Source organism: Limosilactobacillus albertensis, assembly GCF_014145555.1.
Lineage (GTDB): Bacteria > Bacillota > Bacilli > Lactobacillales > Lactobacillaceae > Limosilactobacillus > Limosilactobacillus albertensis.
This window is the reverse complement of the sequence record NZ_JACIVD010000059.1, coordinates 1-17948: the sequence shown is the minus strand read 5'-3', so window position 1 is coordinate 17948 and position 17948 is coordinate 1. Positions and strand designations below refer to the sequence as shown.

Annotated in this window: 12 protein-coding genes; 4 read left to right on the top strand and 8 right to left on the bottom strand. The window is 31.9% G+C overall.

Annotated elements, in window-relative coordinates; translation table 11 throughout:
• Nucleotides 1-90: 90 nt before the first annotated feature.
• From H5S41_RS04505 to H5S41_RS12205, 3 genes are all read left to right on the top strand, one after another.
• The gene (locus H5S41_RS04505; RefSeq protein WP_085720378.1) at nt 91-1059 is read left to right on the top strand and encodes an IS30 family transposase; all 969 of its coding nucleotides are present in this window, start codon (nt 91-93) and stop codon (nt 1057-1059) included.
• A 94-nt stretch (nt 1060-1153) separates the two neighbouring features.
• Nucleotides 1154-1360, top strand: a complete 207-nt coding sequence (locus H5S41_RS04500; protein WP_182602486.1) for a hypothetical protein — start codon at nt 1154-1156, stop codon at nt 1358-1360.
• A gap of 902 nt (nt 1361-2262) precedes the next feature.
• A complete protein-coding gene (locus tag H5S41_RS12205) occupies nt 2263-2484 on the top strand; it encodes a hypothetical protein (protein ID WP_414843065.1) in 222 nt (73 codons plus the stop codon).
• A gap of 1243 nt (nt 2485-3727) precedes the next feature.
• Here H5S41_RS12205 and H5S41_RS04490 read toward each other — a convergent pair.
• The 8 genes from H5S41_RS04490 to H5S41_RS04455 all read right to left on the bottom strand — a co-directional run bounded on the left by H5S41_RS04490 (nt 3728) and on the right by H5S41_RS04455 (nt 15440).
• Nucleotides 3728-4324 carry a glycoside hydrolase family 73 protein gene (locus tag H5S41_RS04490; RefSeq protein WP_182602485.1) on the bottom strand — a complete coding sequence of 199 codons (597 nt, stop codon included), beginning with the start codon at nt 4322-4324 and terminating at the stop codon, nt 3728-3730.
• A 45-nt stretch (nt 4325-4369) separates the two neighbouring features.
• Nucleotides 4370-5170 (bottom strand): alpha/beta hydrolase, encoded by an 801-nt coding sequence (locus H5S41_RS04485; protein ID WP_182602484.1) that lies wholly within the window; start codon nt 5168-5170, stop codon nt 4370-4372.
• A gap of 35 nt (nt 5171-5205) precedes the next feature.
• Nucleotides 5206-5994 carry a hypothetical protein gene (locus H5S41_RS04480; RefSeq protein WP_182602483.1) on the bottom strand — a complete coding sequence of 263 codons (789 nt, stop codon included), beginning with the start codon at nt 5992-5994 and terminating at the stop codon, nt 5206-5208.
• A 32-nt stretch (nt 5995-6026) separates the two neighbouring features.
• Entirely contained in the window at nt 6027-6401 is a 375-nt protein-coding gene (locus tag H5S41_RS04475; protein WP_182598998.1) for a hypothetical protein, read from the bottom strand.
• Between the two features lie 115 nt (nt 6402-6516).
• A complete protein-coding gene (locus tag H5S41_RS04470) occupies nt 6517-7608 on the bottom strand; it encodes a matrixin family metalloprotease (protein ID WP_182602482.1) in 1092 nt (363 codons plus the stop codon).
• Nucleotides 7609-7642: 34 nt separating this feature from the next.
• Entirely contained in the window at nt 7643-8431 is a 789-nt protein-coding gene (locus H5S41_RS04465) for a C40 family peptidase (protein ID WP_182602481.1), read from the bottom strand.
• 26 nt (nt 8432-8457) lie between these two features.
• Entirely contained in the window at nt 8458-13389 is a 4932-nt protein-coding gene (locus H5S41_RS04460; RefSeq protein ID WP_182602480.1) for a mucin-binding protein, read from the bottom strand.
• A gap of 1862 nt (nt 13390-15251) precedes the next feature.
• A complete protein-coding gene (locus H5S41_RS04455; RefSeq protein WP_153710959.1) occupies nt 15252-15440 on the bottom strand; it encodes a hypothetical protein in 189 nt (62 codons plus the stop codon).
• Nucleotides 15441-15866: 426 nt separating this feature from the next.
• Between H5S41_RS04455 and H5S41_RS04450 the strand changes: the two genes are divergently transcribed.
• A partial coding sequence (locus H5S41_RS04450; RefSeq protein WP_182602479.1) for a YSIRK-type signal peptide-containing protein occupies nt 15867-17948 on the top strand: 2082 nt, incomplete at its 3' end.

The following is a 17948-nucleotide window of genomic DNA, read 5'->3' as shown; positions in this document are numbered from 1 at the left end:
CGCCGTTTGTAAAATTAAGTTAGAAAAATAAAAAAGCCATTTGTGATAGACTTTTGAATAACCACAAACAAAAGTAAAGGAACATCACAAATGACTTATAAACATCTTACCACACGTGAACTAACCCTCATAGCTAATTTTTGGCACCAAGGTACGAAGGCTTATCAAGCTGCTAAACTGCTTAAACGAAGCCAAGAAACTATTTACCGAGTCTATCGATTTCTTGATAGCGGTAAGACCATTGCACAGTATCTTAAGGCTTACCAACGGAATAAGCAGCGTTGTGGTCGTAAGCAGGCTCAGCTAGCCAAGGATGAGATCAGCTACATCAATGAGCAGGTTAAAGCGGGCTGGACACCTGATACGATCATTGGTCGAGCAGAACGGACAATTAGCTGTAGTATGCGGACACTTTATCGGATGTTTGCTCGTGGACAGTACAATTTTGCCGTCCAGCAATTACCGATGAAAGGCAAGCGACACCCCAATGGCTATGTCGAACGACGTGGTAAGGCGGGGCATCTCGGTCGGAGTATTTACCAGCGATACCATGATTTTCCTCACTACCAACACGAGTTTGGTCACTTTGAAGCTGATACTGTTCAAGGAAAAGCTCATCGTGGTGCGGTCATGACCTTGGTGGAACGTCAATCTAAGGTGATGATTGTGCTTAACGTTCATCGTAAAACTGATGAAGCAGTTAACTATCACTTGGATAAATGGCTTTCTAAAATACCTCGTCATTTCGTTAAGTCGATTACCTTTGATAATGGTAAGGAATTCGCGGGCTGGCGTGAGATTGCCAATAAACATGATCTTCATACTTATTTTGCGGAGGTTGGAGCGCCCAATCAACGCGGCCTGAATGAAAACAATAATGGTATCTTACGTCGTGACGGTCTCAGTAAACGATTAGACTTCCGTAATTTACCAGATGAACTAATCACCCAGCTGATGCACAAACGAAATACTATTCCACGGAAGTCACTTCACTACCGCACACCACTTGAAGTATTCCTAAGTCACGTCACAGATGAACAGCTTTCAACATTTTTCTAATTTAAATTGACATTTCGGGATTAAAGATATTCATATAGCTACTAAAAAATTATTTGATGAAAACCCAGAAGTTGCTTTGGAAGCCCAAAATAGTATGATTATTTGGCTGAAGGAATTTCTTGCAAATAAATATTTAGATGATTTAACTAAGGCAGTTAGTTTATCCTTTGTATATAGAGGATTAAAAAAGCTTGATTCTAATAACATTTATGTAAAAACTGTTTTATATTTTATGTCAAAGAATGCTAATGAATATTTAAATGTTGCAGATTTCTTTCAGATAGATGATAAAACTAATTAATGCAAAAGTTATATATAAGGAAGGAGTTAATTATTAAGTATGGGATATGAATTCATTATTAATGATAAAGAATAATATTAACTGAGGTCATAGCCTAAAATAATAAGAAAGTTACTCTTATATCTAGATGATTTATGTTGTTATAGATGTCCATAAAGATTCGTTTAGTTTCTGTGTACTTGATTCACTTAATGGTCAAGTAATTTTGGAAATAAAATGTGGTGCTGAAGTTATACTAGTAGAGAGATTTTATTAATCGAGTTTAACGATGCTAAGTAGTCCGCAACATAAAATTCGTAAAACTACGTAACGTCAAATAATAGCTGTTGTCTGTTTAATTTAGGATATAGAAAGCAAAAAATATTCATAGTAAAAATTAAAAATAAATGATGTAGTTATAATTCATTATAAGTAACTAATAACTTAGTACTTATAAGAAAACGTCAGATAAATAAGAAAATAGAATAAATTTTTAAGCAGCTCGTGCCTGCACTTTAGCATGAGCTATTTACTTAGTCGTCTAGTATAGATATTAATTAAACGGTAAAAGTCGCGTTATTGGCTGTAGTAAATCGAAAACATGAGCTAAGTACAAGGATGTCTACTGCGAGGTGTAATTTGAAGAAAGTCTAAGGAAAGTACTTCACCAATAACCAAAAGGTAGCTATAAGTCTGCTAAGCAAGTTAAAGTTCAATATTACTCTAAACTGTCTTTAGTAAATCTAGCAGGAACATGGTACGAAAGTTAATATTCTGCCTGATTTACATGTTTCCAATAAGAGAGATAAGCGATGCAGTAATGTAGCATTGAGTAGGTTAGAAATCAACCGAGGTCATAGTAGTTTGATTAATCAGATGAAGGACTGAACAACACTCATAAATTATATTGGAGTTGTAATCAGGTGCGGCAATTTCAGAAAATAAAAACACAAGCTGATCACTTATCGAGTATAGATTTGAAAAATCGAGAGTATACAAAGGCATGTAATACCGATTATGGTAAAGGTAGAGATATGAGTTTCATTATTCAAGACTCAGTCTTGGACTGCAATAACCTTAATCAGGCCTATTTACGAGGTAAGATAAATAAAGAAGCTAAGGCTATACCTAAAAAGTGGAATTAATTATTAGTATACATGATGGTAGTTATAGTCCAGTACCAGTTAAACGGGTTGAAATTCCAAAGCTCAATGGTAGAGTGAGAAAACTGGGGATATCAACAGTTTAGACAGAATAGTCTAATAAGTGGCATCTTAGGTTTTCATTGCCATTTTTAAGCAACTTTTCTTGGATAATAGTTTTGACTTCCAGCTCTATTATGAGTCACAAGATGTTGTCACAACTTGTCGATAAGGTTATCAACAAGTTGTTAATTTAGACATGAAGGCTTACTTATATTTGATAATGGATATTAAAACTTATTCGTAAGTTTCGAACTAGCAGAGTTTTAGATTATGGGCTTTTCGCTAAAAGTGATTGAAAGTTAAAGTAAATTCAGATAAGACCAAAGTTGGTAGCTCGCTACGATTAAATGTTCTTGGGTTTTCGTTAAAAATAGTGCTTACCTCTGACTGGCGAAGCAATCGTAGCAACGATTGAAGAAAGCATTGAAGTGATTGACTAAGCGTAACTGCAGGGTATCTTTGACAAAAATATTTAAGGAAATCCATCGAAAGATGTGCGGATGCCTTCAATATTACTCAATTGGAAAACTGAGCGACTATATTCAACGCCTTGGCCAAGGGTTGCAGCTTGAATAAGGCAATATATCTGGAATCAATGGAAGAAAGTTCAAAACTAAGGTCACTAACTTACAACGGTTAGGGCTGTCTTATCGTGATGCATATAAATTAGCTAGTACCCACAAGAGCTACTGGCGAACCGCGCACAGTAAGGCCTAGATTATTCTCTAACGAACAGAAAACTGGAGCACCTTGGACTAATCAATCTGTCCAGGACGCTCCAGTCTATTCAAAGTGATTAAGTCGTTGAACCACCGTATACGGAACCGTACGTATGGTGGTGTGAAATGTAGGAAAACCGACAATTTTAAACCGCCGATTTGCTACATTTTATAATTGCCCTTTACATAAGCCACAAACGCTGGACGAACTAAAGTCATTAGTGGCTGAAAGTATCGAACACTTCACAAATACTTTTATTTCAGCAAAAAATGACCTTACCGCAACAGAATTTCGTTACGGCAAAGCCAATTATTTTTTATTATTTAATGTGTAAACTTAACAGGATACAGTACCTAGAAATATTACTTTCTATATCAATACCAGAGTTTGTATAGACTAAATCCAAAGACTTCATCTAACTACTCTTACTATTACGGCCTATTCAAATTTCAGATATACAATATTATTTATCATATTTATCCAAATTATAAGCTTGAATAACTGATATTAGTTTTTTCGCATATCCTGGGTCAGTTGCGTATCCTGCTTTCTGCAAATTAATAGCTGCCTCTTTATAATTTTTTGCATTAACTACTTTATCATAATTTTGCTTATTATTATCAGTACCATTGAGCATTAGTCTTGTATGATCTTCAATGGATTCGTCCCAACTCTTGTAAATACGGAATCTTCCTTTTATAACAATCCAATGACCGTTAACATATTCCTTAGTTTCCATTAATCGAGAATTTTCTCCTGTGCCTTTAATCCCGAACAAATTATGATATTGAGACGATAATTTACTTTTTCCCCATTGAGATTCCAAAATTGCCTGTGCAAGTATAACTGAAGCAAATATATGATAATCTTTCTGCATTTTTTGTGCTTCTGGAGTTATTTGTTTTATGAAATGTTCTTTTTCAAGGCGATCTTGCTCCTTTATTTTTTTCTCAATCCGCTGTTGCTCTTTAATTCTATAGTAATGGCGTCCTAGGTATGCCGATAACAAAAGTCCACAAAATATTAAAATACAAATAAATAACTTACTATAACGTTTCATAAAAATTTCCTCATTTATGTTAATTTTAGTCAAAATTTTGGCTAATTATTTATTTAACCATAGAAAATCAATTATAGTCTGTTCGACCAATTTATTTTTAATTAATTGAAAATGCTCTGAATTTTTTCCAGTAATTACTTTTTCAACATAAACTGATGTTTCTGGATAAACAAGATATTTTAACGCTTTTGAAGATGCATTTAATACAATTCCGTCTGAGTTATCAGAATTATTTCCCATAATATTCAATACTCTAGTCTGGTTAAGCATCTTATTATGTCTTAAAAGTAAAAATTTACGATAATTCTTACTTATATAATCCGGTTTCCCACTGTGATCTATAGTAAGGCTTTTATCTTCATTAAATGCAAAATCTCCAGCAATACATATTAAATTATTTAATTTAAAATTAGATCTCTTTTGTCTCACTAAATAGTCAAAATACGTATTAGCAACTCCATATAACAAAATAATATTATAATTTTTCGTATGATATATGCTTTTTACCTTTTTCATTACTTTATCAATTGAGTTAACGGTAAGTTTCTGTCCCTTAACCTGTATTATTGGATTTAAAGTTTTTGACCTAAAATTACCTCTAACAACTATCTTATTATCTTTTACAATACTAAATTGACAAATATTTGATGTTACTCCTTTATTTTTTATTTTATTTGCTAAAGATATATTTTTCCCACCATTATTGGCTTTATCCATAAAAATTATAGTTGGTACATAAGAATTTTTATAGTGTCTTGCTTTTCTCTGCTTAAGAACTGCTCCTCCAACTATAGAAAATATTATTATCAAGCAAACACCTATTATGACTAATCTATTATTCTTCATAAGTAATCATTCCCATAAAAAATCAACTAGATAAGTTAATTTTTATCAACTTTATAAGAAAATGTCTTAACTACAACTACTTTATCATTTAAAAATTTTGATGATATCCCAGTATTTATTTGATCTTGTAGGATAGTCCCACGTTGATTCAATTTACCATCAATAACAATGGTATCTCCTGGTTTTAATTGCTTACTGCCATTCTTCTTAATAATAGTAAAAAATTTTTCTTGACTATTATTATCAGGAATCATTAAAATTCGATAATTTTTCTTATTATCGATTCCAATATCCTTAATAAGAAATTTCTGTTCATTAAAACTACTTACCAACTCACTATCTGGATATGAAAATGTCTTATTTAGATTTATTTGACTCCCCTTCTTCTTCATATTTAGATTATTATTTAAAGATTTGCTTTCATTTAGTACAGAAGTATCTAACATAACATATAATAAATCACTATCGGCCATGCTAGGTCCTACAGAATATATATAGTATTCCGTTTTTTTTCCACTTGGAATTACAACTTTTTTTTGAAAATTACCATCTTGATCCGCCTTAACGTTAATTTTTAGATTATTTTGAACTTGAACGATATAAACTTTTGAATTTGGGTTAGTTTTTCCAGAGAAAGTAAAACTTTCATTCTGAGTCCTTAGATATAAATAATTACCCTGTTCATATTTTAATTGTGTTTTTAAACTACTTGGTATATTTAGACTTAAACTAGTTATTTTCTCTTTTGCCAAGACACTTTTACCAGATAATAGAAAAAATAATAAAACACAAAATATTATTATTTTTTTATTCAATAAATACATTAATATTCTCCATTTAATATTCTATGTCATTCTTATAAAGAATTAATAATTTTATAGTTATTTAGTACATTTTCAATACTTGGTAATAGATAATCTCTCAGTATGTTTTTCCATCCATGCAACATATATCGACCATCTAATTCTGTTAAATTTGCCATAGCAGTCAAATTATATAAAATATTTAATAATTGACTATGCAATTTCAGTAATTCTTGATACTCACTAACTGAGTTAGGAATCCACTTTATTTCAAGACTTTGAATTCCAATTAAATAAACTACTAATGAACTCATATTATTTTTATCCAATTCAAGTAATTTATGAATTGTATTAGGAAATCTTTTTTCAAAATTAATAAGCAATTGCTCATCTTTCTTTGTAAAAATTACTTTTTTAATAATAATCACCTTCTGATTAATAAAAAGGTTCAAGTAATAAAGCTTAATGCGCTAATAAAGCTTTACAATCTTGAACCTTTTATGCTGATAATTTTATTGATTATAAATAGTAGATAAAACTTTATTATCTATATATAGCATTAACCGCTCGAACATCATTTATTTGAATTGGAGTTCCTGTATTTGATGGATACATAATAGAACTTTTATCTACTGGGTTATGACCTAAACCAATTGCATGTCCCAGTTCATGAGTAGCAGCGTGAACTCTACTCTCTTGAGTATATCCAGCATCAGGATTTAATAAATAAAAATCATTTAAATAAACATTTTGTTGCCCAGTAAATTCGTTACTTAATCTATTTATTTTAGTATATGTTACTCCATCTGCAGATGTTGTAGGATTATAATCTTCTTGTACTACAATATTAGCATTAGCTGGGTCATTAGTGGGTACAAAGGTAAATGATCCTGTGTTATTCCAATTACTAATTGCCGAATTAACAGCACTTCGAATTAAAGGATTTGTTGCTTTTACATATACTGTAGCAGTATTCTTTGGCCAATGCCCTTCAGACCGTTCATAACCAACTGGATCTTCATGTGTCTGAGGATTACTAATATTTGTATTGGATTGAATTACTGTATTATGAGTCTGATCTAATCCTGAACTATTAAAATTTTGTACGTTATTTACATTATTTCCTTTAATATTATTAAAGTTTTGATTATTAGCTAAATTATCATTAAAATTATTATCGCCAATGTTATTATTAGCTAAGTTACCATTAAAATTATTTCCTTCAATGTTATTATTAGCTAAGTTATCATTAAAATTATTTCCTTCAATGTTATTATTAGCTAAGTTATCATTAAAATTATTTCCAGAATCATTAATGGTATTTAATTGAGATTGATAATAATCATAAATCGGACTACTTACATTGTTAACATAGTTATTATTAACTTGTACTTGTCCTGTCTTATAGTAATTATAAATTGGGTTAACAGTACTATTACCAGCATTACCAGTATTTCCAGTTTTTAAATTATATTCATGTCCTTCTAAATTATTTTGCTGACAGTTTTGCTGTGTAGTACCATTATCATTACTAACATTAGGAACATCAGTTGATGCATTAGCTGTTACACCCAAGCCAACTACTCCAATTAAAGTAGTTCCTAGAGCAATAGTTGTTTTAGTGGTCTTATTCATAATTTTACTCCTTCTATCATGAAACAAAGTTCACCTAATTATTCATAGAGATGTAAAAACTTGGTCTGTAAGAATTAATATTCCCTTGTTGTACATTCTGACCAGGTGCTGGAGCAACAATATATTGGCCATTTCCTTCAGCAATAGCAACATGGTAGGGTGCAGAATCAGATCCCCAAAAGTAAAGATCACCACTTTTAGCATTTTGAATATCATACTTATGCTGTCCTAATTGGGATTGTTGATATGTTGTTCTGTAATTTGGACCGAGACCATAAGCATATTGAACTAATCCTGAACAATCAAATCCGGTTTGAGGAGAATTTCCGCCCCAAACATAAGGTCTTCCAAGCTCACTTTGCGCTTTCTGAACAACATTACCTTGTTGATAATTATTTTTTTCAGAATTGATTGTAGCTTGCTCAGCATAAGAATTCGCAGCATACAAATTATTATTACTTTGTGAACTATTACCATATGAGGATGATTGCATACCAGTTGAAGCAGAGTTAGCCCCATAATACTTATAATTTGCTTCATTAATTACTTTTGCTGTTGACCTATCTCGTCCTACATATTCATCATCCCTTTGATTTGGAATATCGAGTTTTTGACCTTCATAAATTGTTAATTTATTTGCTTCTAAATTATTAGCCTGCTTAATTTTGTCAACAGAAGAATCATATTGTTCAGCAAGTTTAGAAACTGTTTCTCCTTTATTAACAACTACATGTGTATCTGCAGAAGCATTACTTCCAATTAAAATAGTACCTCCTACTAATGCGGCGCCTGTTAATACAGTTGCTTTACGTGATAATGCCATAATTTTAGTTCCTTCCTTAATATAAATTAATTTTTACTTTTACTATCTTTCTTTCTAGTAACAGCTAAAAGCCCTGCTAAACTCATAGTTGCTAATCCCATTATTGCTAAATTTTCACTCTTATTACCTGTTTGAGGTAATTGTTGATTACTTTCTTGTGAATTAGTTGATGGTACATCATCTTTAATATTTTCTTGTGGGGTTACTGAAGTGTGTGCTACTGGTGAGCTTGTTGTTGGTTTGTTATAAACAACCTCTGTATCCACTTCTGGATTATTTGGTGTAACTGTTTGAACTGATGGTACATAGTCCTTAATATTAGGTACTGGCTCATTTGGTACTACATTTTGCGGATTATTTGGATCAGTGTTATATTGAGGCGTTGGAGCATCTGGGATTGGTTGATGATCAGGTGTTACAGGTATAATTCGTCCATTCTTTGCATAAGTAACTGTAACAGTATAATCATTGTCATTATGCGTTAATACTTTACTTGCTACATTGACACCATTAGCATCTTTATTAACACTTACAATATGGTATCCATTAATAATTGGAGTTTTAACACCATCGACAGTTTGATCATTAGTCCAAGCTAGCGGAGAAATCCATTGGCCTGTCACTTTATCTAAAACACCAATAGCAGTAAATGTAACTGGTTGTTTAACTGTTTTACTTATAGTATTTCCATTCTTATCAACATATTGAATTGTTCTTACTACTTTTTTAGTTACTTGATCAGATCCCGCAGGATATTTAGGTCCATCAGGATAATTTGGATTTATTGGTTCCCCAGGTTTTCCAGGATTCATTGGATTTACAGGAACAACATCATGTTTTAAATGGATCTTAAATACTAAATCATTTGGAGTAAATACTTCATTACCATCAACAAAATTATTTGAAACTAAAATATAACCTTTTGTTTTATAAGAGTCTATTTTATCAGCAGTCGTATAATTTATCTTATCGCCAACGTTACCATCAAGACTATCAGATCTTAATACCGTATTAGTAGTATCATCGATATAGAATACTTTTGCCTGTGATGCTACAGGATCTTTAGTATAAACAACCTGAGTATCTTGTGTAGGATCATTTGGAGTAATATTTGAAACTGTAGGTGTATATCCTGGAACAGTTGGTGCTGGCTCATCGGGAGTTACATTTTTCGGATTAGTTGGATCAGTATTATATTCGGGTGTTGGAGCATTTGGAATTGGTTGATGATCGGGAGTTACAGGTATAATTCGTCCTACCTTCTTATAAATCACTGTATCAACTACATTAGGATTCTGAATCGTTGCTGTTAACCCTCCAGTTACAAATGTACCATCAACTTCTTTAACTCCAGAAATTGCTACATATCCAGGAATAACAGGAACATTTTCAACTTTATAAGTATAAGTATCTTTATCCCATTTTCCATTTTCAATAATTTGACCAGACGTTCCATCTACAATGTCACCAGAGTAGTTAAACGAGTTATTTTGTACTTTATCAGGTTGTAATTCATTCCCATCTGTATCTAAGTATTTAACTGTTTGGGTTGAAGGAATTGATTTTCTATTTACATTCTTCTTTAAATCTTGTTTTTGATAATAGACATTAATGGTAGCATTATACCCATTTTGCCAATTTGTAGTTATACCGCCAACAGTATCACCATTCAATGCATTATTAGGGCTTACATTAACTAACTTGTAACCTTCTTGGGAAAGATCTGGCAATTTTACATAACCATATGTAAAATCAGACGTATCGTTATTCCACTGTCCTTCGGCTAAATCAACTTTATTACCATTATTAAAGGCGTTTGGACGAATATCATAATGGTTACCTTTATCATCATCTGCATATTGAACACTGATTGTTAACGATTGGTCTGGAGTTGCCACTGGTTTGCCTGTATCTTTATCTAAAAAGTTAACCGTTAATTTCCCAGATAAATTATGCCAAGTATCACAACCAAGAATTACTTTATAAGTTGGCCCATTTGTTGGCAATAAAGTAGAAACTTTATTTAAACCAGTCTTTTCGGCAGTATTAATAATTTTATCCCTTGTGATTTTACCAGTATTATATTTATTTGTTCCTTTATCGACGGCTTCTTGCCAATCATTTTGTGTTACTGAAACCTTATCTAACGGTAAACCAGTCATTTTACTTACAGCTTGTTTACCTATAAATATATCTTGAGAATCATTATAATCGATATTATTAGCAATAACTTCGCCATTATCATTGAATAGTATATTACCATTATTATCTATAGCTACTGGAATATTAGTAATTTGAGCCTCTAGCTGTTGACCATTAACCGAAATAGGTTGGGCATTATTATTAGCATCCCCACCTTGATAATAATATTTAACAGTTGCTGTTTGAGGTCCAACTTCAATAATCTCATTTTGAGGTTCATTTATAACCTTTTCATTAATAGTATGCCCATTATTTCCTTTTGAGGTATCAATGGTTTTTTCTCCAGTAGTTGTGTCGACAATGTAATATGTTGTTTCGGTAGTTCTACTTAACCCATCTTGCCCCTTTTGAACTAATTTAACTTCTCCAGGTTTAAGTTGATTATTTTCTTTAATTTGTATACTAAATGGTGTCACCTTCTGATTAGACTTATCTTCTTGAGTAGGAATTTTTGTAGCTACTAATACAAGTCGTTGAGAATTTTTAGGATCAAATCCGGTATCATTTGTTTTACTGTCACTAAATCGATTAGCAGGCGTTCCTGTCTTTAAGTCCACAGTATTAACGCCTGTAATATCACTTGCCGATACGTTATGTCCAGGAAATTCTCCAGTATTACCTTGCTTACTGTATTGAGTGGCTAAATTAGTAATTCCTTTCCAATATTTATCAGCCGAATTCATAAAATTATTAATTGATTTTTTGGTTGACTCTGGATCATCGTCATTAAAAGTTTGGGCTTTCCCATTTAAATTTTGATTATTCCATTTAAAAACATGATATGTTTGACCACTAGCATCAATTATTCCAGGTCCCATTGAATAGTATAAGTTTCCTTGACCCTTTGTACCGCCAACGGGACCTGCTCCATTAGAAGTATCTGCATTTCTTTGCAAATTAACATATTTGGCACCATCAATTTGAAATGCTGTAGGTGTTCTTCCATCATTTAGTGAAAATGAGAAAATCTCCCCGTTAAATTGTGCATAATCGCTTTCACCATCAAATGTAGCATTGTTACCTACATATACAAGTGGATGAGCTGTTGAAGACTGTGAGATAATATTCATGTTATCATCCCATGGTCGTGCTTTACCATCACCACGATCTGTTAAAGTATATTTAAATGTGGCATCATGCTCTACACGAAACTGACCATCATCACCCATACCTATGTAATTCCCATTATTATAACTACCTGTACAGTCTTTACCATTTGATGTCATAAGTAATTTGGACTGGGGGGAAACTACTACTTTGCTAAAATTACCTAATACTAACCCTGAGCCATTACCCTTATTATTAATATTAACTATACTATGATCACCAGTAACAAATGTTGCTCTATCTCCTAATAGTAGCCCTTCACGTCCAGTAATATTTAATTTAGTAGAATCTCCTAAATTAACAGAGCTGTTATTTGTATAATTTTGAAAATCCCCGACATGGTTTCCAACCCTAGGAGTTTGCCAAGCATCAAAAATTACATTATGGATAGCACTTTTTCCTCCAAAATGTTCTCCAAATACAATTGCTCTACCATGACCTGCATTAATATTTACATTTGCGCTATCATTAGTAACTAAATGCCCATTCCCATTCTCAGCTCTAATACCTACAGAGGCATTATCTAAACTAATATTTTGTTCATTTGCCCTTGATGCGTTTTCACTGTCTTTTAAATTAATATTTAATTTAGCATTTGTACCTACACTAATTGTTCCATTGTCATTAGTAGGCTTTGTAGATCCAAATGTTGAACCATCATTTGTAAACGATGATGTACCATTTATTAAAGCAATGCCGTCTCCTGTAATTGTTCTATTTATATTGAGAGTTGATCCTTGGGTAATATTAACTTTAGAAGATACAATGTTAGCACTCTTCCAGTTATTTATATTAGCACCTTGCCATGCATTACCAATTTGTTTTGTTAATTGTTCATCTGTTAAGCGTACAGAATTATTATTATCAACATTTGAGTTAACTGTTCCTTCAATATTGACACTACCGTCTCCAATAATGCTTCCATTAACAGTAATATCCTTTAGTGTTAATAATGCATTATTTTTAATTGCATTATTTCCTAAATTTAATACTGCACCATCGAAACCTTTAATAACAAAGTCTCGATTAATCAACAGAGGTTCATTAACTGTGATATCTCCTTTAACAATAGCTCCTTTAATATCAATATTAGAAAGAGCATTTTTTAAGGATTGTGCATCTGACACAACAGAGTAATCTTTATCTACATTTGAATTATTCTGACTATTTGTAGAATCATTATTTACAGTTGCAATGGGAATCTTTTTATTTAATTTTTCATTTTTAAAAATCGAATTCTCATTATCTGAGCTAGTTGTTAAATATTTTTGTGGATTAGTATCATCCTTAGTATTAACTGCCGAATTAACTTTACTAATATAACTATTAGTAATAGGACTTTCAGCCTGCTTTTCGTCTTGATAGCTAGCTTTTTGATTTGAATTTGTCGCATTATCAAAATTACTATTCTCCGCAGTTTTTAAATTTAAAATATTTTCATTAGAATTATTCGGTTGTGTTGAAGAATCACTATCAGCATCATTACCTATTGTTGGAATTCCTGTATTTGCAGAGACAGTAGTTGCACCTGCAAAAGTTAATCCTAATAATACTGAAGCTACACCTACAGATAACTTTTTTATTGTGAATCTTTGTTTTTGAGGTTCAAATTTCTGTATCTGCTCTTTTAAATTATCTTTTGATAGCATATTCATCCTCCTTAATTGCCTAATTAAATATTAAAAAGCCACCAAGCTCTTCGCATATTAGTTTACTGATTGCATTTCCATTAGTCAACTAATTTATCAATCGATATATTAAATAGCAAAGATTAAATAGCTTAGTTATAGCGATTCTCAGCTAATATATTTTTTTTAATTTAAAATTAAATGTTTATAAAATAAGTTTGGAAATATTGAAAACTATTTTGTATACCACAACAAACGTATTTTAAATTTTTAGAAGATAGTATAAAAAGTACTATTATATGCTAAATACCGCTTAGAAAATAAAAACATTTTTGATAGACTTTTGAATATCCCTAAATAAAGAAAGATACGCACAAATTACTTATAAGCATATACGTGAACTGACCGTCATAGCTGATTTTCGGTAGCAAAGCTTATTAGGCTACTAAATTGCTTCACCGAAACCAATAATTTATTAAGTCTAACGTTTTCTTAATTAAACAGTATCTTAAAACTTACTAACGTAATGAGAAACTCTATGTTCGTAAGCAAGTTCAGCTACTTAAAGATGAGATTATCTACATCAACAAGTTTGCGCAGAACACTGTTTTAGTTGTAGTATACGGACTCTTTATCGCATCTTTGCCCGTAAACAATGCACTTTCAATGTCCATCAATTGCAAATGAAAGGTAAACGTTACCCACATTACAAGAACTTGAGTGCTTTGAAGCTTGTATGGTTCAAGAAAAACTCATAGTGATTCGATAATGATGTTAATTAGAATCTTATTTTAAAGTGACAATCATTTTATGGTAAGGAATTTGCCGTTTTTAGCATACCTAATCAACAAGGATTACAATAAGAAAAGCTATCTTATGCAGTAATAAAGGATTATACTCCCAGTACCTTACCAGATTGACTAATATCGAATAACTGGCATTCAACAAAAATAAATTAAATTACCGCATACTCCTGGAAGTATTCCTAAGTTATGTCACAGCTAACTTTTCATAGAAATTAACATTTCGGATCATTATTAAATTTAAATATAAAAATTTGTAAATAATATTGTTATCTTGTATATTTTTATTTGTTAAACAAAGAATTTGTTTAACAAATAGAATACACATGAGTCGTTCTTAGCTACATGCCTTTTATAAGTTCTTATCAATCTATCTAAGAGAATAAGAATTTACTCAATAATTCTTATTCCTAGGTAAAAAGACTGGGAAGAATTTCCTAGCCTTAAAGGAAAGCCGAACAATGAACTTAATTTTTTAAGCATTCATTGTTCGGCTTTTTCTTAGTAGGTTTAGCATGTATATTAGCCAGTCGATGAAAAACTGTTAGGCTCCATGAGTTAAGAAGTGCAAGATGGAATCTGACGAAAGTTCAAAGCAAAATACTACACCTATAGCAAGAAGCATTTATAAGGCTGAAAGTAATTGCATAAGATTACTTTACAAAGTGTAATTCTGACGCTACTTGATATTGCTTTCAGTAAATCTAATGATAATATGGTATGTAAGTTAATACTCGTACCTATTGATTATAGATTATTTTCCTTTAGAATAAATTCGATACAGTGTTTATATCACCAATTCTTATGGACTAAACTATTTAATTTATTAGCCATATTTAAAAAACCTCTTTTTCCTTATTCAATCTTGGCTTAAACACCTACACTTTAAAGTAAAAGAGGCCTTTTTATATAATTATTATCTCCTACCTGCATGGCGGGTGTTCTCTGTTTCATGTACTTGCTTCTCTGACGCACTCAACTAGGTCTAAAGACATTAATTTAATACCCCCCAGATATACCGACAGCATATCTGGGGGGTAGAGTTTTAATTACGATTTAAATAGTGAGCTAATAAAATATTTACTTTTTAATATTATCAGAGATTACCTTATCCATATTCATAAAGATTTTTTGAATTTCCTCATCTGAAAAGTCATTTTCTTTTAAGAGCTTTGATACTTTTAAATAAATACCATTATAATCAAAATCATCAATAGATTTATGAAGATTTTTCAAAAATGGTTTAGCAAAAAAACTTATAGTAGACATTTATATTATCATCCTTTCATTTTGATTGTAGTAAGGATACTACTAAATAATTACCTTAATCAACTAATTATATTTATAAATGAAATTTAAAGTGCAAAATTGCGGTAATTTACTGTGATTCTGCACTTTTTAAAACGTAGAAAAATAAAATGAAAGAATAACCGCAATGAAAAATATTATCTTACATTGCAATGATTTAAGTAAATGATTAGACTTCCACGAACTAATTCTTCAGTTAATGTATCAAAAACAGTATTCCACGAAAGTTACTCAATTACCGCACATCCTTGGAACTATTCCTAAAACTTGACATTTCGGGTTCTTTAAAAATTTAAATACAAATTTAACATATAAACATAGAAAAATGATAAAGTGAGTCAGTAAGAATAATTTTAAATTATTCTTCTAGTAAAGGAGGAAATATAAATGTTATCAAATGATAATAATAAAGAATTATCAAAAAAATGTAACGATAAAATTCAACGCTTTACTTTGAAAAAATTAAGTATTGGTACTGCGTCTGTTTTATTAGGTGTTACATTTACAGGTATTTCTACTGCATCAGCTAACTCAAATTCTCCAAGTTCATCTTCTAACGAGAATAATAATTATCAGAGTATTAATAATAATTTCAATTTAAATAATACTGATAATTATAAAATGAATGCTACAAGTACTAATTCTGCAGTAGCAAATTCAAATTCTTTTGATCACCAACCACTTATTACCCCGCAAGCCGATAAGTATGAAGATAATTTAAAAGCAGCTCTAACTAATACGCTAACTAATCCTGCGTTGCACTCATCATCTTCATTAGATTCTACTAATACTAATAATAACCAAAACAACTCATCTTCCAATCAAGATAAATTATCACAAAATAATATTAGTATTTTACAGCGTAATAATAGCAATTCAATGAGTACATCGCCTTCTGCTCCTTTGGAAAGTAGTAATAATAATGCTAATACACAAAACCAGCCTACTCAATCTACGACACAAGGAAATGTACAAAATCTGACGTCTTCTAACACACTACAATTAACAAATTCTAAGGATGGATCAACTATGACTCCTCAAGAACCAGTAGTTGATCCAGTACCTTTAACTTATTATAATGTTTTGCCACCTGATGCTGAAACTAGAGCTAAAAATGCGGCAACTGGCGGTAAAATCTTAGGTGATTTTTTAGATGTCTTAATTTCACCAGGTACTGGAACTAAGATTGGTTCTGGTATTAATTTTATTAAGGATACAGTTGGCTTAATTAGTCAACATCCATTAGCTTATCAAAATTACCAAAATCTTACGCGGCTGCAAGAAAACCTTGCCAAGCAACAACAACAAGCTCGGATTAAGCAACAAGATATGGAAGCTAACCACCCTGAGAATAAATTCATGGTGCATTTTTATAATTGGCAACAAAAGCAGCTAGCAAATCAACAACGAAATATTAATAACCAGCGTTTAGGATGGTTACGATATCTAAAAGTTGATAATCCACAATCAGTTTCACAACTATCTAACGGTGATTTCTTTGATAAGAATAACCCTTCTAACACCTTAACTAATGTTAATAATCAAGCTAATACAGCTACTACCTCACAAATTTCAAAATTAAATACAAATAATGGTAGCAATAATAATTCCGACGTCCTAAGCAATATTGCTAAAAACGGTAATGATTTTCTACAAAAATCTACAGGTATCTTAGGCAATCTTATTAAGAATGGTTTATCCGGTAATATTCAAAATACTGTCAAAGATGCCCTCGGTTCATTTGGGAATATTGGAAAAGGAATTTCTAATATTTTAGATAATTTTGCTCCCATCAAACACCTAATTTCATTGGACCAAGCTCAAACTACTATGGATAACGGCGAGTGCCCACTTGATCAGGCTCAAAATACTGCCGACAACGGCGAGTGTCCACTTGACCAAGCTCAAAACACTGTCGACAACGGTGAGTGCCCACTTGACCAAGCTCAAAACACTGTCGACAACGGTGAGTGCCCACTTGACCAAGCTCAAAATACTGCCGACAACGGCGAGTGTCCACTTGACCAAGCTCAAAACACTGTCGACAACGGTGAGTGTCCACTTGATCAAGCTCAAAATACTTTCAACAACGGCAACTGCCCACTTGATCAAGCTCAAAATACTTTCAACAACGGCAACTGTCCACTTGACCAAGCTCAAAATACTTTCAACAACGGCAACTGCCCACTTGATCAAGCTCAAAATACTTTCAACAACGGCAACTGCCCACTTGATCAAGCTCAAAATACTTTCAACAATGGCAACTGCCCACTTGACCAAGTTCAAAATACTTTCAACAATGGCAACTGCCCACTTGACCAAAATACAAATAATCAAGTAGATACAAATATTACACCTGCATCTGACAGCACTTCTGCTACACCTGCATCTGACAGCACTTCTGCTACACCTGCATCTGACAGCACTTCTGCTACACCTGCATCTGACAGCACTTCTGCTACACCTGCA

What these genes read in the sequence shown, in the direction of transcription:
- H5S41_RS04505 (WP_085720378.1), top strand. Translation starts at nt 91, where the DNA reads ATGACTTATAAACATCTTACCACACGTGAACTAACCCTCATAGCTAAT.
- H5S41_RS04500 (WP_182602486.1), top strand. Translation starts at nt 1,154, where the DNA reads ATGATTATTTGGCTGAAGGAATTTCTTGCAAATAAATATTTAGATGAT.
- H5S41_RS04490 (WP_182602485.1), bottom strand. Translation starts at nt 4,324, where the DNA reads ATGAAACGTTATAGTAAGTTATTTATTTGTATTTTAATATTTTGTGGA.
- H5S41_RS04485 (WP_182602484.1), bottom strand. Translation starts at nt 5,170, where the DNA reads ATGAAGAATAATAGATTAGTCATAATAGGTGTTTGCTTGATAATAATA.
- H5S41_RS04480 (WP_182602483.1), bottom strand. Translation starts at nt 5,994, where the DNA reads ATGTATTTATTGAATAAAAAAATAATAATATTTTGTGTTTTATTATTT.
- H5S41_RS04470 (WP_182602482.1), bottom strand. Translation starts at nt 7,608, where the DNA reads ATGAATAAGACCACTAAAACAACTATTGCTCTAGGAACTACTTTAATT.
- H5S41_RS04465 (WP_182602481.1), bottom strand. Translation starts at nt 8,431, where the DNA reads ATGGCATTATCACGTAAAGCAACTGTATTAACAGGCGCCGCATTAGTA.
- H5S41_RS04460 (WP_182602480.1), bottom strand. Translation starts at nt 13,389, where the DNA reads ATGCTATCAAAAGATAATTTAAAAGAGCAGATACAGAAATTTGAACCT.
- H5S41_RS04455 (WP_153710959.1), bottom strand. Translation starts at nt 15,440, where the DNA reads ATGTCTACTATAAGTTTTTTTGCTAAACCATTTTTGAAAAATCTTCAT.